Source organism: Thalassomonas sp. M1454, assembly GCF_007097525.1.
GTDB lineage: Bacteria > Pseudomonadota > Gammaproteobacteria > Enterobacterales > Alteromonadaceae > Thalassotalea_A.
The window spans coordinates 388,810-414,384 of record NZ_VKDD01000001.1; the positions used below are offsets into that span (position 1 = coordinate 388,810).

At 37.0% G+C, this 25,575-nt stretch carries 22 protein-coding genes; 9 read left to right on the top strand and 13 right to left on the bottom strand.

What is annotated here, in order from left to right; genetic code table 11:
* Window positions 1-2: 2 nt before the first annotated feature.
* From atpB to rpmH, 12 genes are all read right to left on the bottom strand, one after another.
* Window positions 3-827, bottom strand: a complete 825-nt coding sequence (gene atpB / locus FNN08_RS01680; RefSeq protein WP_143582909.1) for a F0F1 ATP synthase subunit A — start codon at window positions 825-827, stop codon at window positions 3-5.
* Between the two features lie 28 nt (window positions 828-855).
* Window positions 856-1,182: an ATP synthase subunit I gene (locus FNN08_RS16620; RefSeq protein WP_409574591.1), complete on the bottom strand. Its 327-nt coding sequence runs from the start codon at window positions 1,180-1,182 to the stop codon at window positions 856-858.
* Window positions 1,183-1,406: 224 nt separating this feature from the next.
* A complete protein-coding gene (locus FNN08_RS01690) occupies window positions 1,407-2,303 on the bottom strand; it encodes a ParB/RepB/Spo0J family partition protein (RefSeq protein WP_143582911.1) in 897 nt (298 codons plus the stop codon).
* Window positions 2,304-2,323: 20 nt separating this feature from the next.
* Window positions 2,324-3,112, bottom strand: a complete 789-nt coding sequence (locus FNN08_RS01695; RefSeq protein ID WP_143582912.1) for a ParA family protein — start codon at window positions 3,110-3,112, stop codon at window positions 2,324-2,326.
* Between the two features lie 75 nt (window positions 3,113-3,187).
* Window positions 3,188-3,811, bottom strand: coding sequence for a 16S rRNA (guanine(527)-N(7))-methyltransferase RsmG (gene rsmG / locus FNN08_RS01700; protein WP_143582913.1), 624 nt, complete (start codon window positions 3,809-3,811; stop codon window positions 3,188-3,190).
* A gap of 39 nt (window positions 3,812-3,850) precedes the next feature.
* Entirely contained in the window at window positions 3,851-5,740 is a 1,890-nt protein-coding gene (gene mnmG, locus FNN08_RS01705) for a tRNA uridine-5-carboxymethylaminomethyl(34) synthesis enzyme MnmG (protein ID WP_143582914.1), read from the bottom strand.
* A gap of 405 nt (window positions 5,741-6,145) precedes the next feature.
* Window positions 6,146-6,589 (bottom strand): FMN-binding protein MioC, encoded by a 444-nt coding sequence (gene mioC, locus FNN08_RS01710; RefSeq protein WP_143582915.1) that lies wholly within the window; start codon window positions 6,587-6,589, stop codon window positions 6,146-6,148.
* A gap of 272 nt (window positions 6,590-6,861) precedes the next feature.
* The gene (gene mnmE / locus FNN08_RS01715) at window positions 6,862-8,247 is read right to left on the bottom strand and encodes a tRNA uridine-5-carboxymethylaminomethyl(34) synthesis GTPase MnmE (RefSeq protein ID WP_143582916.1); all 1,386 of its coding nucleotides are present in this window, start codon (window positions 8,245-8,247) and stop codon (window positions 6,862-6,864) included.
* 437 nt (window positions 8,248-8,684) lie between these two features.
* Entirely contained in the window at window positions 8,685-10,340 is a 1,656-nt protein-coding gene (yidC, locus tag FNN08_RS01720; protein ID WP_143582917.1) for a membrane protein insertase YidC, read from the bottom strand.
* 6 nt (window positions 10,341-10,346) lie between these two features.
* A complete protein-coding gene (gene yidD / locus FNN08_RS01725) occupies window positions 10,347-10,598 on the bottom strand; it encodes a membrane protein insertion efficiency factor YidD (RefSeq protein WP_143582918.1) in 252 nt (83 codons plus the stop codon).
* Window positions 10,565-10,888: a ribonuclease P protein component gene (gene rnpA, locus FNN08_RS01730; protein ID WP_260679256.1), complete on the bottom strand. Its 324-nt coding sequence runs from the start codon at window positions 10,886-10,888 to the stop codon at window positions 10,565-10,567. The genes yidD and rnpA overlap by 34 nt, the downstream gene beginning before the upstream one ends.
* A gap of 67 nt (window positions 10,889-10,955) precedes the next feature.
* Window positions 10,956-11,090, bottom strand: coding sequence for a 50S ribosomal protein L34 (gene rpmH / locus FNN08_RS01735; RefSeq protein ID WP_143582920.1), 135 nt, complete (start codon window positions 11,088-11,090; stop codon window positions 10,956-10,958).
* 528 nt (window positions 11,091-11,618) lie between these two features.
* On the opposite strand from rpmH, the gene dnaA reads away from it, so the two are divergent.
* The 6 genes from dnaA to glyS all read left to right on the top strand — a co-directional run bounded on the left by dnaA (window position 11,619) and on the right by glyS (window position 20,978).
* Window positions 11,619-12,974, top strand: a complete 1,356-nt coding sequence (gene dnaA / locus FNN08_RS01740; protein WP_143582921.1) for a chromosomal replication initiator protein DnaA — start codon at window positions 11,619-11,621, stop codon at window positions 12,972-12,974.
* A gap of 14 nt (window positions 12,975-12,988) precedes the next feature.
* Window positions 12,989-14,092: a DNA polymerase III subunit beta gene (gene dnaN / locus FNN08_RS01745; protein WP_143582922.1), complete on the top strand. Its 1,104-nt coding sequence runs from the start codon at window positions 12,989-12,991 to the stop codon at window positions 14,090-14,092.
* A 6-nt stretch (window positions 14,093-14,098) separates the two neighbouring features.
* Window positions 14,099-15,184 carry a DNA replication/repair protein RecF gene (gene recF / locus FNN08_RS01750; RefSeq protein ID WP_143582923.1) on the top strand — a complete coding sequence of 362 codons (1,086 nt, stop codon included), beginning with the start codon at window positions 14,099-14,101 and terminating at the stop codon, window positions 15,182-15,184.
* Window positions 15,185-15,306: 122 nt separating this feature from the next.
* Window positions 15,307-17,742 (top strand): DNA topoisomerase (ATP-hydrolyzing) subunit B, encoded by a 2,436-nt coding sequence (gene gyrB, locus FNN08_RS01755; RefSeq protein ID WP_221931757.1) that lies wholly within the window; start codon window positions 15,307-15,309, stop codon window positions 17,740-17,742.
* Window positions 17,743-17,994: 252 nt separating this feature from the next.
* Window positions 17,995-18,912 carry a glycine--tRNA ligase subunit alpha gene (gene glyQ / locus FNN08_RS01760; RefSeq protein ID WP_143582925.1) on the top strand — a complete coding sequence of 306 codons (918 nt, stop codon included), beginning with the start codon at window positions 17,995-17,997 and terminating at the stop codon, window positions 18,910-18,912.
* Window positions 18,912-20,978, top strand: a complete 2,067-nt coding sequence (gene glyS, locus FNN08_RS01765; protein WP_143582926.1) for a glycine--tRNA ligase subunit beta — start codon at window positions 18,912-18,914, stop codon at window positions 20,976-20,978. Before glyQ ends, glyS begins: the two co-directional genes overlap by 1 nt.
* Window positions 20,979-21,129: 151 nt before the next feature.
* On the opposite strand, the gene tusA is transcribed toward glyS, so the two are convergent.
* Complete coding sequence (gene tusA / locus FNN08_RS01770; RefSeq protein ID WP_143582927.1) at window positions 21,130-21,375, bottom strand: sulfurtransferase TusA; 246 nt, start codon at window positions 21,373-21,375, stop codon at window positions 21,130-21,132.
* A 115-nt stretch (window positions 21,376-21,490) separates the two neighbouring features.
* Here tusA and FNN08_RS01775 point away from each other — a divergent pair, with 115 nt between their 5' ends.
* The 3 genes from FNN08_RS01775 to FNN08_RS01785 all read left to right on the top strand — a co-directional run bounded on the left by FNN08_RS01775 (window position 21,491) and on the right by FNN08_RS01785 (window position 25,555).
* Window positions 21,491-23,446, top strand: coding sequence for a transglycosylase SLT domain-containing protein (locus tag FNN08_RS01775; RefSeq protein WP_143582928.1), 1,956 nt, complete (start codon window positions 21,491-21,493; stop codon window positions 23,444-23,446).
* Between the two features lie 133 nt (window positions 23,447-23,579).
* Window positions 23,580-24,899, top strand: coding sequence for a Xaa-Pro dipeptidase (pepQ, locus tag FNN08_RS01780; RefSeq protein ID WP_143582929.1), 1,320 nt, complete (start codon window positions 23,580-23,582; stop codon window positions 24,897-24,899).
* Between the two features lie 17 nt (window positions 24,900-24,916).
* A complete protein-coding gene (locus FNN08_RS01785) occupies window positions 24,917-25,555 on the top strand; it encodes a YigZ family protein (RefSeq protein WP_143582930.1) in 639 nt (212 codons plus the stop codon).
* Window positions 25,556-25,575: the final 20 nt, after the last annotated feature.

The following is a 25,575-nucleotide window of genomic DNA, read 5'->3' on the forward strand; positions in this document are numbered from 1 at the left end:
ACTTAGTGATCTTCGTGCGCTAAGCTTAAATACACGATGGTTAACATCATGAAGATAAACGCTTGAAGAGGAATTACTAATAAATGGAACGCAGCCCATAAAAAGTGTACTGGTAATTGGAATAAACCAATTGTCGCAATCAAAATAAAGATCAACTCACCAGCATACAAGTTACCAAATAAACGTAGTGCCAATGATAATGGACGCGCTAATAAAGTTACTGTTTCTAAGATGAAGTTCACTGGAATAAATGCCCAGTGACCAAATGGTTGTAGTGTTAGTTCTTTAACGAATCCACCAAAACCTTTTACTTTGATTGAGTAGTATATAACAAGGAAAAACACACCTAATGAAAGTGCAAATGTCATATTTAAATCAGTAGTAGGAACAGATTTGATGTAAACATCATGTGGATCAACACCCATAAAGCCACCAATAAAGCCAGCAATTGTAGGTATTAAGTCAACAGGAACCCAATCCATTGCGTTCATTAACAATACCCACACAAAGATAGTTAATGATAAAGGTGCGATTAGTTTGTTTTTACCGTGGAATGTTTCTTTAACAGAGCTGTCAACGAAACCTACGATTAATTCAACTGCACATTGCAATTTACCTGGGACACCGGAAGTTGCTTTTTTTGCAACTGAACGGAATGTTAAGAGAAAGATCAAACCAAGTACAATTGACCAAAGTAACGTATCAATGTTCAACGTCATGAAACCGGCGTTTTCACATGCTTTGTTAAAAGCAATACCAGCATCAGTTGAACACATTTGCGCATTGGTCAAATGGTGTTTGATATAAGAGCCTGTATCTGCAGCCATCTTCTATCCTAATTATTGTTGATTAAAGTTAAAATTTATTAACAACGGCAGTTAGCCAAGGCGCTACCATTGTTAAGGAATATGTTGTAAAAAATACTATCGGCGTTAAAACCAAAAATTTAAAACACAATACAAATAAGATTGCCGTAAGTATCATTTTTATTTTTACGCCCTTGTTAAACGAGTCGACGACTTGTTTTGCGGCGCTAGCTCCAGCAAATTTAAATGCTTTCTGAGCAAATATGATGTTCGGTATTATACTTACAGCGCCACCAGCTAAAGCTGATTGTGAAGCAGTAAAACCCCAACAAAAATAAACGGTTACAAAGCTTAGAAGGGTAACAACAAGTTGCATTATAAGTTGCAGATTTGCGTATTTTTTACCGGGTTTTGTAAGAATATTTACCACCGGTAACTCCTAAGAAACACTATAAAATTTAATATTTTTTTAGCAATTATTATTTTTCTAGCTAAAAGCAAGCGCAAGTATACTGATTTACAGTATTTTTGCAACTTTAAAGACTAATACTTTCGTCACTAAAGGTGTCGATTTTTGTTCTAATTATTATCTATTTAACTTTATTTGATCTTGGACAAAATACCGTCAAGCTCATCAAGAGAAGCATAAGAAATAACCATAGTTCCTTTGCCTTTTTTATTGTGCTTAATTTGCACAGGTGAACCAATTCGAGTCGCTAAATCATCAGATAACTTAATAATATCTGGATCGATTGCTTTTTCTTGTTTTTCAACAATAGGTTCTTGTACTTTTTTAACTAACTTTTCAGTTTCACGAACAGTTAATTCTTTTGCTGCAACAGTTCTTGCAGTAGTAGTTTGTAAGTCACCTTGTAAACTTAGCAAAGCACGAGCATGACCCATTTCAATGTCACCATTTTCTAAAAATGTTTTAACATCGTCGTTTAAGCTATTTAAACGCAGTAGGTTGGTTACCGTAGTTCGAGATTTACCTACAGCAGTAGCAACTTCTTGGTGGGTTAATTCAAATTCATTAAGTAAACGGTCTAATGCAACCGCTTCTTCCATAGCATTTAAATCTTCACGCTGAATATTTTCAATCAGGGCGATAGCAACCGCTGATTCATCAGGAACGTCTTTGACTAAACATGGCACCATGTCTATTTCGGCAAGTTGTGATGCACGCCATCTGCGCTCACCAGCGATTATCTCATATTTTTTTTCACCAATAGGGCGGACTACGATAGGTTGAATAATGCCTTGAGAACGAATTGAATTTGATAAATCTTCAAGGGCATCAGGGGACATGTCTTTACGAGGTTGATATTTACCTGGCTGTAATTGCTCTATAGGTAAATTTTGTAATTCACTTTTTTCAACAACTTCGGTAACGGCTTCGGTTGTAGTTTCGACGGCCTTTTCTTGGTTTTTTCTTGGTGCTGAGGTTAATAGGGCATCTAAGCCTCTACCTAAGCCGCGACGTTTCGACGTGCTCATGGAAATCCTTGATTAATTATTTAAGCTATTTCTTCTTGTTGTATTTGTTGCTGTTTTTTTAATACTTCTCCAGCCAGAGCTAAATACGCTTTAGCGCCAGTGGCAGATTTATCATAATACATTGCCGGAGCGCCAAAACTTGGTGCTTCCGCTAAACGAACGTTACGTGGAATCACAGTACGGTAAACTTTATCACCAAAATGGCGCTTTAATTGTTCAGATACGTCATTGGCCAATCGGTTTCTAGGATCGTACATAGTGCGTAATATGCCTTCGATGTGTAAATCTTTATTCACTACAGAAGATAATTTAGAGATGGTATCCATCAACGCAGTTAAACCTTCAAGAGCGTAATATTCACATTGCATTGGCACTAATACCGAATCGGCAGCAGCCATGGCATTAACAGTTAGCATGTTTAAAGAAGGAGGGCAGTCGATGATAATGAAATCGTACTCGTCTTTGTATGGCTCAAGAGCATTTCTTAAGCGCAATTCGCGAGCATAGACTTCCATTAATTTAATTTCAGCAGCGGTAACGTCTGTATTGGCTGCAATTAAATCATAAAGCCCTGTTGTTTCCTTACAAATAACGTCTGTAAGAGGTTGTTCTTCAATAAGTAATTCGTAACTTGTGGCGTGAACTTCGTATTTATCTATACCGCTACCCATAGTAGCGTTACCTTGTGGATCAAGGTCGATAAGTAATACTTTACGTTTTGTGGCAGCTAAAGAAGCAGCTAAATTAACCGATGTAGTCGTTTTTCCAACGCCACCTTTTTGGTTAGCAATTGCAATTGTTTTTCCCACAATGTCCCCACAAAATTTTAAATTAAAAACAGGTATAAACTTCACCTGTTTATTATTATTTGTTTTTAAAGTTTTTTATACTTTTTTTAATTCAATTAAATGACGCTGACCTTCAAGCTCTGGTACATTGATCACTTCACTGTTTGTTAGCTCAATGCCAGCAGGTAATGCGTTCAACTCATCTTCAGGATACAAACCTTTTAGAGCATAAAAACGGCCGTCATTATCAATCAAATGCTTACACCAGTTAATCATATCTTCAAGCGAAGCGAAAGCTCTACTTAACACACCATCAAAAGGTACTTCAGGTTGATATTGTTCAACACGCGATAATACAGGCGTTACGTTTTCTAATTTTAGCTGAAAAACAACTTGCCGTAAAAATGTAATTCGCTTGCCTAAGCTATCAAGTAAAACAAAGTTTTTCTCAGGATATAAAATAGCTAATGGAATACCAGGTAGTCCAGGTCCTGTGCCAACGTCAATGAAGTTCTCACCTTTAAGGTGTGGGCCATTCATTAAAGAATCTAAAATATGTTTAACTAGCATGTCACGTGGATTACGAACAGAAGTTAAATTGTACGCTTTATTCCATTTATCAAGAAGTTGCACATAGGCAACCAATTTTTCAACTTGTTCGTCGCTTAAGGTTAGGCCCGATTTTTTTATCAGGACATGAAGTTCTTTAAGTAAATCCATAAATTCTATTAATTACCTAGTGGGTCGTTGGTTTAGCGTTTAAGCTGATTTACGTAATAAACCATGTTTTTTTAAATAAACTAGCAACAAAGACACTGCTGCGGGAGTTATCCCTGATATTCTTGATGCTTTACCTAACGTTTCAGGACGAGCGTCTGAAAGTTTCGCTACCACTTCATTTGATAAACCAGATATTTTACTAAAATCAAAATCGACAGGAATTAACGTATTTTCATGACGCTTTTTCTTATTGATCTCGTCCATTTGACGATCAATATAACCCGCGTATTTAGTTTGGATCTCAAGTTGTTCAGCTGCTTGCGTATCAGCGATTGCCGGACCTAAGTCAGTTATTGACATTAAATCTTCGTAACGAGTTTCAGGTCTACGTAATAATTCTTCTACATTAGACTCTTTGCTTAATGGATTTTTAAGCATGGTGTTTAATTGCTCAACACCAACATGTTCCTTATGAACCCAAGTGGAGCGTAAGCGCTGACGTTCTAATTCGATATTTTCCATTTTTTCACAGAAACGAGCCCAACGAGCATCACCTACAATGCCTAATTCACGGCCTTTTTCTGTTAAACGAATATCAGCGTTATCTTCGCGCAATAACAAACGGTATTCAGCACGAGATGTGAACATGCGGTATGGTTCTTTTGTACCTAAAGTTGAAAGATCGTCTATAAGTACGCCCATGTAAGCTTCTTCACGGCCTGGGGTAAAACCGTCTTTACCTTGGCTACGTAAACCGGCATTTAAACCAGCAATTAAACCTTGAGCTCCAGCTTCTTCGTAACCGGTAGTTCCATTAATTTGGCCAGCAAAGAATAAGTTTTCAACAAATTTAGTTTCTAGAGTTTGTTTTAAATCACGAGGATCAAAGTAATCGTATTCAATTGCGTAACCAGGGCGGGTTATATGAGCATTTTCAAAACCTTTGATCGATCTAACCAGATCCATTTGTACATCAAACGGTAAACTTGTAGAAATACCATTTGGATAAATTTCATGAGTAGTTAAACCTTCAGGCTCAACAAAAATTTGATGCGAGTCTTTATCGCTAAAGCGCATTATTTTGTCTTCAATTGAAGGGCAGTAACGAGGACCTACACCTTCAATAACACCAGTATACATAGGAGAACGGTCAAGTCCGCCACGAATAATATCGTGAGTATTGGTGTTAGTATGTGTGATGTAACAAGGAATTTGCTGCGGGTGATGCTCTTTTTTGCCCATAAACGAGAATGTTGGCAAAGGGGTGTCACCAGGTTGCTCTTGCATCACCGAAAAATCTAATGATCTTGCATCTAATCTTGGTGGAGTACCGGTTTTTAAACGCTCGATCCTAAATGGCATATCACGTAAACGCTCAGCTAAGTTTACCGATGCTGGATCACCCGCACGACCACCTTGATAATTATTTAAACCAATGTGGATCTGGCCTGCAAGGAAAGTACCTACAGTTAAGACAACTGTTTTACCTTTAAATTTAAGGCCCATTTGCGTTGATACACCAACCACTCGATCCTGTTCAAGGATCAAATCATCACATGGCTGTTGGAAAATAGTTAAGTTTTCTTGGTTTTCTAGGAAATTACGAACATAGTTTTTATAAAGTAATCTATCGGCTTGCGCACGTGTTGCGCGAACGGCAGGGCCTTTAGAAGAGTTTAGAGTACGAAATTGGATCCCAGCATGATCAATAGCTTCAGCCATCAAGCCACCAAGGGCATCAATCTCTTTCACTAAATGGCCTTTACCAATACCACCAATTGCAGGGTTACATGACATTGCACCAAGAGTATCAATGTTATGAGTAAGCAATAATGTTTTACTGCCCATGCGAGCTGATGCAAGAGCTGCTTCTGTACCTGCGTGTCCGCCTCCGACTACGATAACGTCAAAGGATTCTTGATACCACATGCTTTTGCACCTCTAAAAAATTAATGAAAACGAATAAAACTTTAAGAAGAGTATTCTACCGTTATTTTTAGCTAAGTGAAACGATCAAAATGTTAAAAAGATCTTAGCCATGGATCATTAATAATATATAAAGATCTTTATATAGATCTTATTACTATTACTATTAACGATCCGTTTTTCTGTGGTTAACTCTATATTTATTATATATTACAGTAGTTTAAGTTAGATCCTAAACTGTGATCAAACGTGGATCAAGTGGCAAATAACCTCTGTTTAAATAGGCCTTTTATCCACAACACGATCTTGTTTTTATTTAGTACACTGAATAACAACGTTAAATCAATATGTTTTACACAGATTTATGCACAATACAGTTATTTTAGATCGTAAAATGTGCATAACTCGTTATAACTGATCTAAATTTTTAGTAATCCAGATCTTAGCACTCTCTTCTGGATCATCATCAGCGACCATATCGATCATGAAAATATCGATTAATTTATTAGCTGACTTAGATAACATTGTGTTTTCTAAAGACTTTCCGGCATAACAAAAAGTATCGTAACTACTATCACCAACAGCGATCACTAAAAATTTTAGATCGCTAAGGTCTTGATCCGTAGATTTTAGATCGTGGATAAAGTTTTCTATGTTTTCAGGAAAATCACCAGCTCCATGGGTTGAGGTACACAAAACCCAAGTCTGATCTTTTTGTTCAATTTCAAAAAAATTTGGCTGAAAATGAATTTTTGTACTGTGATTTTGCTCTTTTAAGACTTCTTCAACAGCTTCTGCAACATATTCTGTGCCACCTAACATGCTGCCGACGATGATTTGAAACGATGACATTTGGGTTCTCTTGCTTATTATTTGAGTGTTTATGGGAGGATATTATAGCTGAAATATGGGGGAATTAGAGTGGTTTTATAAAAATATGCACGCTGTCAAGCGAGGGGGTCCCGCACAAAAGCACTGCGGGATGACGCGGTGTAAATTAACAATTTAAGCTGAACATTCTGAGAAAAAATACTCCGTCATCCCTGAGGAGCACTAGCGACATCAGGGACCTCCTGACTTGTACAGTGCATTAATTAAAATATGTTTTTAGCTATGGTTAAATATCATTTACCAATACAAAACGATGAAAAGATCTGGCCAAGTAGGTCATCAGAGGTAAAATCACCGGTAATTTCATTAAGGTGTTGCTGACAAATTCTGAGTTCTTCAGCTAATATTTCACCTGCAACAAAAGATTCTAATTGATCTAATCCGGTGATTAGATGCTGGTGTGCTTGCTCAAGTGCGGTTAAATGACGACGTCTGGCCATAAAACTACCTTCCATTGAACCTTGGTAGCCCATACATTGCTTTAAATGATCTTTTAGCTGCTGTACGCCATCACCTGTTTTAGCAGATAGCGCTATAGTATCTGTGCCATGCTCAAGTGATTTACCAGTAGTAATCCCACTCACATCAGCTTTGTTTTTAACTATGGTTACGCCCATATCTTTAGGTAAGCGATCAAAAAATTCAGGCCAAAATGCTTTTGGGTTACTGTGATCTTCTTTTTCTGAATCAATCATAAGTAAAACGCGATCTGCTTGTTCTATTTCTTTCCAAGCTCGTTCAATACCTATTTGTTCTACTTTATCAGGGCTTTCCCTTAAGCCTGCAGTATCAATAATATGCAGTGGCATGCCATCTATATGTATTTGCTCTGTAAGTACATCACGTGTTGTCCCTTCAATGTCGGTAACTATGGCAGAGTCTTTACCACTTAATGCATTAAGCAGGCTAGATTTACCAGCATTAGGGCGTCCAGCGATAACTACACGCATACCTTCACGGATAATTGCACCTTGTTGAGCTTGCTTTAATACTTGATAAACACTGTCGATAATTGCTTGTAGATCTGTATTTATTTTAGTGTCGGCAAGAAAATCAATCTCTTCTTCAGGAAAGTCGATGGCGGCTTCAACGTACATTCGTAGATGAATTACATCTTCAACGAGTTGGTGAACTAACTTAGAAAAGTCACCCTGCAATGAGTGTAGGGCAGCTCTTGCTGCTTGTTCCGAGCTTGAGTTAATTAAATCTGCGATTGCTTCTGCCTGGGTTAAATCAAGTTTATCATTTAAAAAGGCTTGCTCAGAGAATTCACCAGGTCGAGCCATACGTACGCCTGCGATTGCTAGAATATGATTAAGCAACATATCTAAAATTACGGGACCGCCGTGGCCTTGTAGTTCAATAACATCTTCACCGGTAAATGAATTTGGGCCTTTAAAATAAAGTGCTATACCTTGATCAATAACCTGTTGATTTTGATCATAGAAAGGTAAATATTCTGCCTTTCTTATTTCTGGTACTTTACCAAGTACCTTTTCGGCAACCATAGTAGCTAATGGCCCCGATACTCGGATAATGCCAACACCACCTCGACCTGGCGCAGTTGCCTGTGCTGCTATGGTTTCAGTGTTTTGGCTTAAGGTACTTGAGTTTGGCATTGGATAATTCGCTACTAGGTTTTAATTTGATAATTGTTTGTATTATAAACATAAAAGAATGGAGAGACTAGAAATGAGGGCAAAGTTAATAGTTTAATTGTTTTTTGAAGTGATAAATATCTTAGTTATATGAAATATAAGCTATAAACCTGTTTGTTATAAGCACGCTGTCAAGCTGGGAGGTCCCTGATGTCGCTAGTGCTCCTCAAGGATGACGGCGTATTTTATCTGATTTTCACTATAAAATTATTAACTTACACCACGTCATCCCGTCGTGCTTTTGGACGGGACCTCATTCAGCGAACAGTGCTTAACTAAATTTACACTACATCGTGTGTGCTACCGATACTTCGCTCCTGGCGGTATCGGATTACGACCATCCCTGGTCGCAAAAAAAAGCGACCATAAGGTCGCTTTTATCAGAAGTATTGAGATTATTAACTCTTAGCAAGTTTCTCTTTTTCTTCTTTCTTATCAATGCCTCTAAATATAATTAGCATTTGGATAATAGTAATTACGTTTGAAATGAACCAGTAAAGAACTAAGCCTGATGGGAACCATAAGAAGAAGAACGTAAAGAATACTGGCATCCATTGCATCATTTTTTGTTGCATTGGATCTTGTGACATTGCCGGTTGTAATTTTTGCATCAAGAACATAGATGCACCCATAAGAATAGGTAGCACGAAGTATGGGTCTTTTGATGATAAATCTGTGATCCATAAACCAAATTCTGCGTGACGCAACTCTACACTTTCCATAAATACCCAGTATAAAGCTAGGAAAATAGGCATTTGTAGTAATAGTGGTAAACAACCACCAGCAGGGTTCACTTTTTCTTTCTTGTATAGTTCCATCATCGCTTGTGACATTTTTTGACGGTCACTGCCATGACGATCTTTTAATGCTGCAATCTTTGGCTGGATCTTACGCATTTTAGCCATTGAGGTATATTGCGTCTTAGTTAATGGGTACATTAATGTTTTCACTACAATAGTGATACAGATAATGGCAACACCCCAGTTAACAACAATACCTTGGATAAATATTAATAAGGCAAATAACGGTTGTGAAATCATCCATAAGAAACCGTAATCTACAGTTAAGTCGAGGCCATCAGCAATTTGTTCAAGTTTGTCTTGATCTTTAGGACCAACATAAAACTCTGCAGATGTTGTTTGCTGCGTACCAGGAGCAACAGAGATAAGAGGTGCTTTAAAACCAATTACAGCTTCACCATTATTAGCTAAATAAGTTGTGTAAATTTGATTAGTGTTATCTTTATTAGGTACCCATGCCGTTACAAAGTAATGTTGTAACATTGCAACCCAACCAGCTTTAGTAGTCTCGGTTAAGTTGGCATCTTCGATATCATCAAAGTCATATTTTTCATAACGAGTTTCAGTAGTTGAATAAGCAGCACCACGGTAAGTAGGCATCATCATTGAAGAGTCGTCATCAATATTAATTGATTGCTTTAATTGTGCATATAACTGCACGTTCGCGTCACTAGCACTGTTATTAATTACATTGTAAGCAACTGTTAAGTTGTACTTACCTTGTTCTAGGGTAAAGCTTTTAACGTATGTTACATCGTTATTTACATAGCTTAGCTCAACAACTAGTTTTTCATCACCCTCAGCTAAAGTGTAATCTTGTGCTGTAGAAGAATAAATAGGGCGACCAGCTGCGCTAGCATCAGGACCTTGATTGCCAATTAGACCGCTTTGGGCAACAAAAGTGAAACCTTCCTTGGTGATGATAGGCATAGCAATACCACTACCTTGCTCTGTTTCATAGGCTAGTAATTTAGCTGAAACAATATCTCCACCTTGCTTATCAATTTTAAGCTCTAATACATCTGAAGTAATGGTTATGATGCCACCAGCAGTTGCCGATTGGTTAACCGAACTTTTTGCATCACTTCCTGCAGGAACAAATTCATCATTTACTGCTGAACTTGTAGGAACATTATTTGAAGTAACTTGTTCTGTTTGAGGTTGTACTGGAGCATTATCCAGTTGCCATTGGTTGAAAAGTAAATAACTTACAACTAACAATGCTACAAATAGCAAACCGCGTTGTGATTCCATAATCTGTTAATTCTCTTTATTTGTGTTTTTTGGTACGTGGTCTTCACCACCTGCATGCAAGGGATGACATTTTAATATACGTTTGATAGCTAACCAACAACCTTTTATTACGCCAAAGCGATTAATAGCTTCAATAGCATAGGTCGAGCAGGTTGGGTCAAAGCGACAATTGTTACCTAATAAAGGGCTTATCCAGCGCTTGTAGGCAATAATAGGAGCAATAATTAACTTTTGTGCCGTTGAATTATTTTGCGCCATATTTTTTCCAATTGTTGATCGATTACCGCATTATCAAGCTTATCAATTCCTGACTTTACCATAACAACAAGGTCAACGGCAGGTAGTTTATGCTGATTTTTGCGAAAACTTTCACGAGTGAGGCGTTTTACACGATTTCGTTGCACTGCAAGCTTTACGCGTTTTTTGGCAATAGCCATACCTAATCGATTTTTTGAATCTGGATTTGATGTTACTAGAATGGTGAAATGGCTAGAACCATAACGAACAGGATTGTCAAAGACTTGTTTGAAATGACCGGGAGTCAACAAACGTGATTCCCGGTTAAATTCGTAGTTACCCATGAGGGTTTATTAACCTAAATACTTAAGTTAATAATTAAGCGGTAAGCTTAGCACGACCTTTTGCACGACGACGAGCAATAACTGCACGACCGTTTTTAGTTGCCATACGTGCACGGAAACCGTGGTTACGCTTACGTTTTAAGTTGCTAGGTTGAAATGTTCTTTTCATTACACTAATCCGTCTGTTTGTTTGCTTTACGAAAACAAACGTTTTCAAGCATTGTCTAAAAAATGAGGCCGAATTCTAAGTTTTATTGATGGTAAAGTCAACGCTTATTATGAAAAAACATTTAAAAGATCCTTATTTATTTAAAAAGATCTTTTTAGATCTAAAAATAGCGTTTTTTATCTGTTTTTCTTATATCCACAGTTTTATAACAATCAAGGATCTTAGCGTTTAATAACTTTTTAATGGTTATCATTAAAAATACAAGTTTACAGTGCTTATAAAAACTATTTTTTATAAAAAAAATTAATCATAATATATCTATTTTACAGCAACTTATGCAGTTGAATTGAAAAATAATTAATTAAATTAATTTGCCTTATTGCACTTGTGGATAAGTAGGGAGATAATGGTGCCAATCTAAAATAATCATTATAAATAAGATCTACTTAAGCAAGTATAAATAGCCTGTAAATCATCTGCTATTTTCATGTTAGATTCGCTTAATTAGTATCTGTAGGGGAATATTGAGTGGAACACTCACTCTGGCAAAGTTGTTTATCTGTTCTTGAAGAAGAATTACCTGCCCAGCAATTCAGTATGTGGATCCGACCACTGCAATGTGTTGTTCAAAATAATACCATGACACTTTATGCCCCAAATAGATTTGTACTTGATTGGGTGCGTGAGAAATATGTTAGTAGAATAACTCAGCTAGTTGAACTTCAAGATACGAATAATCCTGTACAAGTACGATTTGATGTTGGTAGTAAACCAGTTGAAAGTTCGCAACCTGTTAGTGAAAGCGCTAAGCCAGCTGCAACTAAAAGTTCTCAATCGGCAGAAGCCGTACCTAATATTAATAAACCGGCGAATGTACGTAATAAATATACTTTTGATAATTTTGTTGAAGGTAAGTCTAACCAATTAGCTCGAGCGGCAGCATCACAAGTTGCTGACAATCCTGGCCAAGCTTACAACCCTTTATTTATATATGGTGGCACAGGCTTAGGTAAAACCCATTTATTACATGCTGTTGGTAATGGTATTTTATTAAATAATCCTAAAGCTAAAATTGCTTATATGCACTCTGAGCGTTTCGTGCAAGATATGGTGCGAGCACTGCAAAACAATGAGATTGAGAAGTTTAAAAACTATTATCGCAGTGTTGACGCTCTGCTTATTGATGATATTCAATTTTTTGCTAATAAAGAGCGTACTCAAGAAGAATTCTTCCATACCTTCAATGCATTATTAGAAGGTAATCAACAAATAATACTAACAAGTGACCGTTATCCTAAAGAGATTTCAGGTGTCGAAGATAGATTAAAATCTCGATTTGGCTGGGGTCTTACGCTTGCAATAGAACCACCTGAATTAGAAACTCGTGTAGCGATCCTTAAACGTAAAGCACAAGAACATAAAATTAATCTTGCTGATGAAGTTGCTTTCTTCATAGCTAAGCGTTTGCGTTCAAATGTTCGAGAGTTAGAAGGGGCTCTAAATAGAGTTATCGCTAATGCTAATTTTACTGGTCGTCCTATTACTATCGATTTTGTACGCGAAGCATTAAGAGATCTACTGGCTTTACAAGATAAACTTGTTACTATCGACAATATACAAAGAACTGTTGCCGAATATTACAAAATAAAAGTGGCAGATCTATTATCTAAACGCCGAAATCGTAGTGTTGCTCGTCCAAGACAAATAGCAATGGCGTTAGCTAAAGAATTAACTAATCACAGTTTACCTGAGATTGGTGACGCATTTGGTGGTAGAGATCATACTACCGTACTACATGCGTGTCGTAAGGTGAAAGCTTTACGCGAAGAAACACATGATATAAAAGAAGATTATTCAAATCTAATAAGAACACTATCATCGTAGACAGGGTATAAAGAATGAAATTTTCATTAACTAGGGATTTACTTTTAAAACCACTTTTATTGGTTTCTGGTGCTGTTGAACGTAAGAGCACATTACCTATTCTAGGTAATATTTTACTTGAGGTTAGTGGGCAATCACTAACCATGACAGCCACTGATTTAGAGCTTGAAATGATTTCATCCACGCAAGTTAACAATCTTGGTGATGATGGCAGAATTACTGTTCCTGCTCGCAAGCTTTTAGATATTTGTAAAAGCTTACCTGATGATGCTGATATTGAATTTGAATTAGTTGATGACAATATCAATATAGCTTGTGGTCGAAGTCGTTATACCCTAGTTACATTACCTGCTGCTGATTTTCCAAATATTGAAGAGTGGCAGGGCGATGTTGAGTTTAGTTTGCAAAAACTACAACTACTACGTTTAATTGAAAGCACTCATTTCTCGATGGCTAACCAAGATGTTCGTTATTACCTTAATGGTATGTCAATAGAAACTGAAAATAATGAAATTCGCTCCGTTGCTACTGACGGTCACCGCTTAGCTATTTGTAAAATTGTTAATGACGGTCTTACTTTACCTGCTAGACAAGTTATTGTGCCAAGGAAGGGGATTTTAGAAATAATTCGCTTGCTTGATCCAATTGACCAGGAAATTCAAATATCACTTGGTAGTAATCATATCCGTATCGTAGATACTGACTTTTCATTTACTAGTAAATTAGTTGATGGTCGCTTCCCTGACTACCGTCGAGTTTTACCTCGTAATGGTGATAAGGTATTAGCAACTAATAAAGAACAGTTAAAGCAGGTACTTTCTCGTGCTTCAATTCTTTCTAATGAAAAGTTCAAAGGGGTACGTTTAAACTTTGCTCCAAATGAATTAAAAATTACTGCTAATAACCCTGAGCAGGAACATGCTGAAGAATATTTAGAAATCGATTTCCCTTTTGAAAGTTTAGAAATTGGTTTTAACGTAAGTTACATTCTTGATGTGTTAAATGCTGTAAAAGATGAATCGGTAAAATTTACTTTATCTGATGCAAATTCAAGTGTGGTTATTGAAGGTAATGAAACGGGTGAAGCATTGTATGTGATCATGCCAATGCGACTTTAATGTTGGATGAGCATTCAGACATTAACAACGAGTAACTTTAGAAATTTAAATTATGCCAACGTAAAATTTAATGAAAAATTAAATTTTATTGTTGGTGATAATGGTAGTGGTAAAAGTAGTTTATTAGAAAGTATTTTCTTTTTAGGACATGGTAAGTCTTTTCGAACCAGTAAAATTGAAAACTTAATTAATGCCGAATCTGATCATTTTGTGGTTAGTGTTAAAGATGACCAAAATCATCAGTTAGGTATTCAACGTGATAAACAGGCTAATTTTGATATTAAGATTAATGGCGATAGTAAATTCCGCCTTTCCGATTTAGCCAAACATATAGCTGTGCAAGTTATAACTCCTGAAACATTTAAACTGTTTTTTGGAGGTCCTAAGGAACGTCGTCGGTTCATTGATTTAGGATTGTTTCACGTGGAACATCAGTTTTCTGATCTCTGGCGAGATTTTCGAAAAGTATTAATGCAGCGTAATGCGTGTCTTAAAAATAAAATATTTGGTCAGCAATTTGATTTTTGGAATGATAGTTTTTGTCAACTTTCAAATCAAATTGCATTGGTTAGAGCAGGGTATGTTAAAGAGTTAAGTGCCGAGCTAGATACTTGGTTAGAAATTCTTTTACCTGAATTGGCGAGCAAAATAGATTTATCTTACTCGCAAGGCTGGAGTAATAAAAAACAACTTAGCCAAGTATTGATGGAAAATTCTGAGCGTGAAAGAATTTATGGTCACAGCATGTTTGGTGCTCATAAATTTGATGTTAAGTTTAATTTTAACAAACTAAATATTGAACAAATTCTTTCTCGCGGCCAACAAAAATTATTTTTAATTGCCCTGACTATAGCGCAATCTAATTTGATTTTTAAAAGCCAAAATGTAGCTCCAATTATCCTTGTGGATGATATAGGAGCAGAGCTAGATGAAAGCTCTAGACAAGCATTAGCAAATGCCATTTCTAACATTAACTGCCAGTTATTTATAACTGCAATCGATGAAATAGCGTTAGCACCTATAATGCCAAACACAAAAGATTATAAGATGTTTCACGTGGAACATGGTGTGATTACATCGAAAGATGAATAAAATTTAGAACTGTTAACTAAGGTAATAAAAATTATTTATTACTTTAGTTGATGAAAATAAAGTACCAGAGTAAATTAAGAGTTAATCCTTAAACACTGTTGGTATAACAATAGGCAATAATAATGACAGAAAATAGTTACGATTCGGCTAGTATCAAAGTTTTAAAAGGCTTAGATGCAGTACGTAAACGACCTGGTATGTACATCGGTGATACGGATGATGGCACAGGTTTACATCACATGGTATTTGAGGTTTTAGATAACTCTATTGATGAAGCTTTAGCTGGTCATTGTTCAGATATCCATGTAACCATTCATAGCGATAACTCTGTTTCAGTAAAAGATGATGGTCGTGGTATTCCTACCGACATTCACCCGGAAGAGGGTATCTCTGCAGCTGAAGTTATCATGACGGTTCTGCATGCTGGTGGTAAGTTTGGTGGTGAAGATTCAGGGTATAAAGTATCAGGTGGTCTTCATGGGGTTGGTATCTCAGTAGTTAACGCCTTAAGTTCTAAACTTGAATTAACTATTCGTCGTGCTGGCCAGGTACATGAGCAGTCATACTCAATGGGTGATTCACTTGCTCCTCTGAAAGTGATTGGCGAAACAGAAAAAACAGGTACACAAGTACGCTTTTGGCCAAGTGCTGAAACTTTCTCTGATACCATTTTCCACTACGATATCTTAGCAAAACGAATTCGTGAATTATCATTCTTGAACTCTGGTGTTTCAATCAGATTAAAAGATGAGCGTGATGGCCGTGAAGATCACTTCTTCTATGAAGGTGGTATTCAAGCATTCGTAGAATATTTAAATACCAATAAAACACCTGTAAATAGTGAAGTATTTTACTTTGATTTAGAGCGTGAAGATGGAATTATTGTTGAAGTAGCAATGCAGTGGAATGATGGTTTCCAAGAAAATATCCATTGTTTTACTAACAACATTCCTCAGCGTGATGGTGGTACTCACTTAAGTGGTTTTAGAACTGCACTAACGCGTACTCTTAATTCTTATACAACCAAAGAAGGTTTAAATAAGAAAGGTAAGGGTGGCGTTGAAACTAACGCGAGTGGTGATGATGCTCGTGAAGGTTTAACAGCTGTAATTTCTGTTAAAGTACCTGACCCTAAGTTCTCTTCACAAACAAAAGATAAGTTAGTTTCTTCAGAAGTTAAAACAGCTGTTGAACAAGCAATGGGTGAAAAGCTAGGTGAATACTTACTTGAAAACCCGACTATTGCTAAGACAATTATCATGAAGATAATTGATGCTGCTCGTGCTCGTGAAGCTGCTCGTAAAGCTCGTGAAATGACTCGCCGTAAAGGTGCATTAGATATTGCCGGTTTACCTGGTAAACTTGCAGATTGTCAGGAAAAAGACCCTGCACTATCTGAACTATATATTGTGGAAGGGGACTCTGCTGGCGGATCAGCCAAGCAGGGGCGTAATCGTAAAAACCAAGCAATATTGCCTTTAAAAGGTAAAATCTTAAACGTAGAAAAAGCACGTTTTGATAAAATGATTTCTTCTCAGGAAGTTGGCACTCTAATTACTGCATTAGGTTGTGGTATTGGACGTGATGAATATGACCCAGAGAAAATGCGCTACCATTCAATCGTAATCATGACCGATGCCGATGTCGATGGTTCTCATATCCGTACGCTATTGTTAACTTTCTTTTATCGTCAAATGCCAGAAATCATTGAACGAGGTTACATCTATATTGCTCAACCACCACTTTATAAAGTTAAGAAAGGTAAGCAAGAAAGATACTTGAAAGATGATGAACAAAAAGAAGCATACTTCACAACATTAGCGTTAGATAATGCTTCTATCCATGTGAATGAAGAAGCTCCAGCTTTATCTGGTGTTGCTTTAGAGAACTTGTTTAATCAGTACCGTGATACCCGAGCTGTTATTAGTCGCGTATCTCGTCAGATACCAGAAGGTATTTTAAATGACTTAGTATATGCTCCTGTAATGACAGCTGACGACTTTAAAGATCAAGCTAAAGTTGAACAGTGGACTGAAGAGTTTATTATTCGTTTAGAAGACTCTGGTGATAAGAGTGCTTTATATTCTGCAACAACAGAATTTGATTCTGAGCGTAGTATTTACTATCCAAATATTACAGTACGCTTACACGGTAACGACACCAGTTATAAACTAAGTTATGAGTTTATTACTTCTCCAGAATTTAAAACAATAATGGATCTTAATAAATCTATTAACGGTTTAATGGAAGAAGGGGCTTATGTTAAACGTGGTGAAAAAATCAAGCCAGTTAAGTCATTTGTAGAAGCACGTGAATGGTTACTTAAAGAATCAGAACGTGGCCAATACATCCAACGCTATAAAGGACTGGGTGAGATGAACCCAGAACAGTTGTGGGAAACTACAATGGACCCTGAATCGCGTCGTATGCTACAAGTTACTATTGAAGATGCGATTGGTGCTGATCAGTTATTTACTACCTTAATGGGTGATCACGTTGAACCACGCCGTAACTTCATTGAAGAAAACGCGTTAAACGTTGCCAACTTAGATGTTTAGTTAAGTAATCAATAACTTAGATTCAAACAACTAAAACAATAACGAAGTCCGGACATCAAAATCCGGGCTTTTTTTGTTTAACAATATAGAAAACATATAACCGGCTAAACTAGGGCATAAACAATGGTTAGGTTTTTGTTAATAATTAACCCTAATAAGCTATAAATAAAGCTTTCGAATAAAAGCACTAGTCGAATAAGTATGCAGTAGGTATAATTACGGCAATTTTTTTTGAAACAGTAAACGGTATTCATGAGCACATTTGATATCAAAACATTCCAAGGGCTTATTCTTAAGCTACAAGAGTATTGGGCACAACAAGGTTGTGTCATAGTTCAACCTCTTGATTTAGAAGTTGGCGCTGGTACATTCCACCCGATGACATTCCTACGTTCTATTGGCCCAGAGCCAATGAGCAGTGCTTATGTACAACCATGTCGTCGCCCAACCGATGGCCGCTATGGTGAAAACCCTAACCGTTTACAGCACTACTACCAATTCCAAGTAGTTCTAAAACCATCACCTAAAAACATTCAAGATTTGTACTTAAATTCATTAAAAGAAATAGGCATAGATCCACTAGTACACGATATTCGCTTTGTAGAAGATAACTGGGAATCACCAACACTTGGCGCTTGGGGCTTAGGATGGGAAATCTGGTTAAATGGTATGGAAGTTACACAGTTTACTTACTTCCAACAAGTTGGTGGTTTAGAGTGCGCACCAGTAACAGGTGAGATCACTTATGGTCTAGAACGTTTAGCTATGTATATCCAAAATGTAGATAGCATTTATGACTTAGTTTGGGCAGATGGTCCGTTAGGTAAAGTATATTACCGTGATGTATTCCATCAAAACGAAGTAGAGCAATCTGCATACAACTTTGAACATGCAAATGTTGAAGCGTTATTTACTCAGTTTGATGTTTGTGAAGCCGAAAGCGCTAAGTTAATCGAATTAGGTTTAGCTTTACCTGCTTATGAGCAAGTAATGAAAGCATCACACGCATTTAACTTATTAGATGCACGTCATGCTATCTCAGTTACCGAACGTCAACGTTATATATTAAGAGTGCGTACTTTAGCAAAGGCTTGTGCTGAAGCATTTTACGCAGCTCGTGAAAAATTAGGTTTCCCTTTATGTCGCGACCAAGAAACGGAGAGTAAATAATGAATACTAATACTCTTCTTATAGAATTAGGTACTGAAGAATTACCACCAAAAGCATTAAAAAAATTAGCTACTGCTTTTTATGACTCTATTGTTGGCCAGCTAGATGCAGCATCTTTAAATTATACTGAAGCTAAGTGGTTTGCTACGCCGCGTCGTTTAGCCGTTATGGTTAAAGAGCTTGAAGCACAGCAAGCCGATAAAGTTGTTGAAAAGCGAGGCCCAGCGGCCAACGTTGCTTTTGATGCTGATGGTAATCCAACAAAAGCTGCACAAGGTTGGGCTCGTTCAAATGGAATCACTGTTGAGCAAGCTGAACGTTTAGTAACAGATAAAGGCGAATGGTTATTACACAAAGCGGTACAACAAGGTAAGTCAGTTACCGATATTGTTGAGTCAATCGTACAAACAGCAGTAACTAAACTTCCTATTCCAAAACCTATGCGTTGGGGTAGCAGTCGTATTCAATTTATTCGTCCGGTTCATACCTTAACTATGATGTTTGGCAATGAATTAATTGCTGGTGAAGTATTAGGTATTAAATCGGCGGATCAATTACAAGGTCATCGTTTCCACTACCAAGGTAATATTACTCTTGCTCATGCTGATGAATATGAAGCGACACTTGAACAAGCTTATGTTATTGCTGACTACGAAACTCGTCGCAATAAGATAGTTACTGAAGTAAATGCAGCAGCTAGCGCTTTAGACGCGAAAGCACTATTAGATGATGAGTTGGTTGATGAAGTAACTTCAATTAACGAGTGGCCGTCAGTATTAGTAGGTAGCTTTGATGATGATTTCTTACAAGTTCCAGCTGAACCATTAATTTATTCGATGAAAGATCACCAAAAATACTTCCCTGTAGAAGGTAATAATGGCGAGCTATTAGCTAAGTTTATTTTTGTGACTAATATCGAGTCGAAACAACCAGAAGAAGTTATTCGTGGTAATGAAAAAGTTATTCGTCCACGTTTAGCGGATGCTGAGTTCTTCTTTACTACTGATAAGAAGCAAAGTTTAGAAAGCCGATTAGCTAGCCTTGAAAATGTATTGTTCCAAAAACAACTTGGTACTTTAAAAGATAAGTCAATGCGTATCGCCGACCTAAGTAAGCATGTGGCTACTTCATTAAATGAAAATGCTGATAATGCCTACCGAGCAGGTTTATTAAGTAAAACAGATTTAATGAGCGACATGGTTTTAGAATTCCCACAAGTACAAGGTACGATGGGTAAATACTACGCACAAAATGATGGCGAAGTTGAAGCTGTTGCACAAGCTTTAGAAGATCAATACCGTCCACGTTTTGCTGGTGATGCATTACCTGAAGGTGTTATAGGTTCAGCTGTTGCGATTAGTGATAAGGTCGACACTTTAGTGGGGATCTTTGGTATTAACCAAGCGCCAAAAGGTGATAAAGACCCGTTTGCACTTCGTCGTGCTGCAATTGGTTTAATTCGTATTATTATTGAAAAACAACTGCTATTAGATATTGCTGACTTACTTGAAGTAAGTATTGCCTCTTATGGTGATAAATTGGTTAATGACAATACAGCTGCTGATGTTATTGATTTTATCATGGGTCGTTTCCGTGCATATTATCAAGAACAAGGTATTAACGTTGATGTTATCCAAGCGGTTCTTGCTAAGAAGCCAACTGCACCGTTAGACTTTGATCAACGTGTACAAGCGGTAACTTTCTTTAGAAGTTTAGATGAAGCACAAGCATTAGCTGCAGCTAATAAACGTGTTGGTAATATTTTAGCTAAATTTGATGGTGAACTTTACAGCGAATTTAAAGTTGAACTTGCAAGTGAAGCACAAGAAGTTGCATTAGCTGATGCTTATAGCGCTCTAAAAGCTGAATTAAGCCCATTATTCGCTAATAAAGAGTATCAACAAGCATTAACTAAATTAGCTAGCTTAAGAGAGCCTATAGATGCTTTCTTTGATAATGTTATGGTAATGGCTGATGATGAAGCTGTTAAAACCAACCGCCTAACATTATTAAGTGAATTACGAGCGAGTTTCTTTAATGTTGCAGATATCTCGTTGCTACAGTAGTTAATAAATAATATGGATAACAGAATTTGCACCGTCCATGGTAATTCTAAGTGTATTCATCCCTGAATAAAAAAGACGCTTTACGCGTCTTTTTTTATGTCTAAACTATTCTAGTTTCTAGTTTCTAGTTTCTAGTTTCTAGTTTCTAGTTTTAGCACTTCTTAATAACGTATTGGTAGGGCATAGTGTCAACTTGTTTAGCAACTAACTCATGCTCCATAAATTCACAAAAACTTGGTAAGTCACGACTGGTTGATGGGTCATCGGCAATAACTAATAAAGTTTCACCAACAGCAATTTTTCTGATATTCATGCGCACCATCATCACCGGCTCAGGGCAACGTAGTCCAACAGCATCAAGCGTGTGATTGGTCGATGTAAATATATTTTCAGTCATTTAGGTCTATCTTTAAATAAGTAATGTATTGGTGATACCAATTCGTAACAGACATTTTAAAGTTTTCTTATACCATTAAACAAGAAAAAATTTTTAGATAAGGTAAGCGTAGCTCATGTTAGTAAAACAACTAACACAAATTGTTTTGATATTAATGGCCACTATTGTGGCTACCAATATGACGCTTGCACAAGCAAAAAGTGTGCTTAAGGAAGTAGATAAACCAAGTATATCAATTGATGACTTACGTGCTCGTTACTTGAAAGCCGAGTTAGGTAAGTGGAACGTAAATTGGAGTTCATATCAACAAACGCTAGACGATCTTGAGGGTTATCCTTTACTGCCTTATTTTGAGCAATCACAGCTAATGAAAAATTTTGCCTTAAAAAATGAAAGTAAAATTAGTGACTTTTTAGATAAGTATCAAGGTACTCCATTAGATGGGCCATTACGTAGGAAGTGGCTAAGTCATTTATCTCGATATAAATATAAATCTCGTTATCTGCAATATTTTAAAGCGCCGATGAACAGTAAATATACCTGTCTTTATCATCAATACCAACTTGACCAAGGAATAGCTCTAGAAGAGGTTTTACCGCAAGTAACTAAGCTTTGGTTGGTAGGGGAGTCACAGCCTAAAGAATGCGATGGCCTATTTAAACTATGGCAAAAGCATGGCTATCAAAGTAACGAGTTAATTTGGCAGCGGGTAATGTTAGCGCAAAAAAAACGCCAATACATCTTAGTGAAGTATTTGTTAAAGCAACTTCCTAAGGAAGAGCAATACTTGGTTAAATTATGGAAAGAGATAAAAGCCAAACCTAAGTTAGTTCAACATTTAGATAAATTTAAGCGAGGCAGTAAACAAGAAACGCGCATCATTATTGACGGCATAAATCGTTTAACTTGGCAGGATGAGTTGTTGGCGCTAGACGTTTATCAACAAGCAAAACAACAAGGAAGATTTAGCCCTTTGCAACAAGAATTGGTGTTAAAGCCACTTATTACTGCAATATCACGCTCTGATAATGAAAAAGCACAGTCTTGGTATAACGCATTAGATGAAGATCTTATTCATAGTGGAGCAATGCAATGGCGCATGGCTAGGGAGCTAAGAAATGTTAATTACCAAGGGGTTAAAAATCAATATCAATTACTTAATGCTAAACTGCAACAAACCAGACAGTGGCAATATTGGTATGCTCGTACTTTGCAGTTAACAAATAAAAGTAGTGAAGCTTTGAAAATTTATCAGGAGTTAGCGAAACAACGAAGTTACTACGGGTTCTTAGCAGCGGCAAGAATAGGGGATGAAGCAGTAATTAATCATCAAGCGTTGGTTTTTACTGATGAGCAAAAGCAAGATTTATTAAAACATAGCGCATGGCAACGAGCTTTAGAGCTATACAAATTAAACCGGTTAACTGCAGCAAGGCGTGAATGGAATTATTGGATGTCGCAATTAACAACAGAAGAAAGCTTGATTGCTGCTAAACTTGCTTATCAACAAGGCTGGTTTGATAGAGGTATTTACACTCTGTCGCAAATAGGAGCAATTAACGATATGGATATACGTTTCCCTATGCCTTATAACGACCAATTCTCACAATTTGCTAAGCAATATAGTATTAATGTTGCTTGGGCATACGCTATCGCTCGCAAAGAAAGCCTATTTATGAGTGATGCAAGCTCTTCGGTTGGCGCATTAGGCATTATGCAAGTAAAACCAATTACAGCAGGTTATATCAATAAAACTAAATTAAACAGATGGCAGATCTTAGACGTAGATACCAATGTTAAATTGGGTATAAACTACTTAAGTTATCTCATGGATAAGTTTGATAATAATATTGTCCTTGCTACAGCAGCATATAATGCTGGGCCTGGCAAAGTAGAGCGTTGGTTAAAAGCTGAGCCTAACTTAGCGGCCGATGCTTGGATTGAAACCATACCTTATAAAGAAACCAGAGAGTACGTTAAAAGCGTGCTTGCCTATACTGAAATTTATCAGCAAAAAATAGGGCAACGGGCTTCGCCGTTTAAAACATTAATACAATTACAGATTGATTAAGCCAATACCTTTTGTGCTATTAAATTGCTATTATCTACACAATTTTATTTACCTTATACCTATTTAATTAAATTTATACTCACTGAGTGGGAAATTAATTATTAAATTGGTATTTAATACATACAAGACAACTATGAAACAATTAGCTACTCACTATCCAGCACACATCACTGAACTACAGCAACGTAGTGCAACCATACTCGATAGAGAAAACATTGAAACTTTGGTAATCCATTCCGGCCAAACCAGCAAAATTTTCCTTGATGATATGTATTACCCATTTAAAACTAACCCGCACTTTAAGGCTTGGTTACCTATTGTTGATACGCCAAACTGTTGGTTAATCATTAATGGCCGTGATAAACCGGTTTTAGCCTTTTATCAGCCGTTAGATTTTTGGCACAAAGTGACTAAGTTAAGTGATGACTATTGGACTAGCTTTTTTGATATTAAGTTAATGGCTAATCCCGCAGAAATAGAAAGTATTTTACCTAGTGATAAATCAAAAAGTGCATATATTGGTGCGCATAGCGATGTGGCGGTTAATTATGGTTTTAATCTGGTTAATCCAGACAATGTATTAAATTATTTTCATTACCACCGCGCTTATAAAACGGATTATGAATTAGTATGTATGCGAGAGGCAAATCGTTTGGCGGTATTAGGTCATGTTGCAGCTAAAAATGCGTTTTACAATAAAGCCAGTGAGTTTGAAATTCAGTTAGCTTACCTAAGTGCCGTTGGTCAGAGTGAAAATGAAATGCCGTACGGTAATATTGTTGCTCTTAATGAAAACGCTGCGATTTTGCATTACACCGCTCTAGAGCAGAAGGCCCCAAGTACGCATCGTTCATTCTTAATTGATGCTGGCGCTAGTTTTAATGGTTATGCAGCCGATATCACCAGAACGTATTCGTTTAATAATGACGAATTTGCTGAGTTAATAATCGCTGTTAATGCAATGCAACTTGAACTTGGAAAAAGCCTTAAGCCTAATACTAGTTATGTTGATTTACACATTGCCAATCACTATCAATTAGCTGATATTTTAAAACGCTTTAACTTAGTAAATATGTCAGCAGAAGCTATGGTAGAGCAAGGTATTACGGCCCATTTTTACCCGCATGGTTTAGGCCATCACTTAGGCTTACAAGTGCATGATATGGGTGGCTTTATGGCAAATGAACAAGGTGAAACTATTGATGCACCGAGTGCTCATCCATTCTTAAGAACAACCCGCGGCATAGAGAGTAAGCAAGTGTTCACTATCGAGCCAGGTCTTTATTTTATTGAGCAGTTTTTATCTGATCTTGCTAAGTCTGAGCACAGTCAATATATTAATTGGCCAAAAGTTGATAGTTTAAGAGCATTTGGTGGTATCCGCATTGAGGATAATATTATTGTTCATCATGATCGTCTTGAAAATATGACTCGAGATTTTAAACTCGATTAAGTTCGTTAATTTTATTTATGAAAGACTTTGTCAACGCGACGCCTTATTTGATCCCAACAGATGAAATAGAAGTCGAAACTATTGTTAATCGTAGCCGTTTTATTTGCGCTATCAAACATTGCTCAGATAATACGGCAGTTAAGGCTTTTATAGAGCAAATAAGATTACAATATCCTGACGCATCCCATCATTGCTATGCGTTTGTTTCTAGTCGACCAGATGATAGTCAAAGCTATGGCTTTAGTGATGATGGTGAGCCAAGTGGCACCGCTGGACGACCTATGCTTGCGATGCTACAGGGGAGCCAAATAGGTGAATTATGTGCAGTAGTTACTCGTTATTTTGGCGGCGTTAAATTGGGGACTGGCGGTTTGCAACGCGCTTACGGTAATAGCGTAAGACAAGCTTTACTCGAACTACCCACACAGTTAAAAACGCCAACCGAGCAAGTACACCTTAGCTGTGAGTATCATCAGATAAAAGATATTGAACACTACGCTGAGCAGTTTAATGGCAAAGTGGTTGAGCAAACTTATGGTGAGCAAGTACAACTGTTAATAGAGTTGCCTATTCCTGTCATTACAGACTTTTGTCAGCGTATAATTGAAATCACCGGTGGGCAAGTTTCTCCTAAGACTAATAACAATAAGGAATAGCTATAACTTGGTTTTAAATC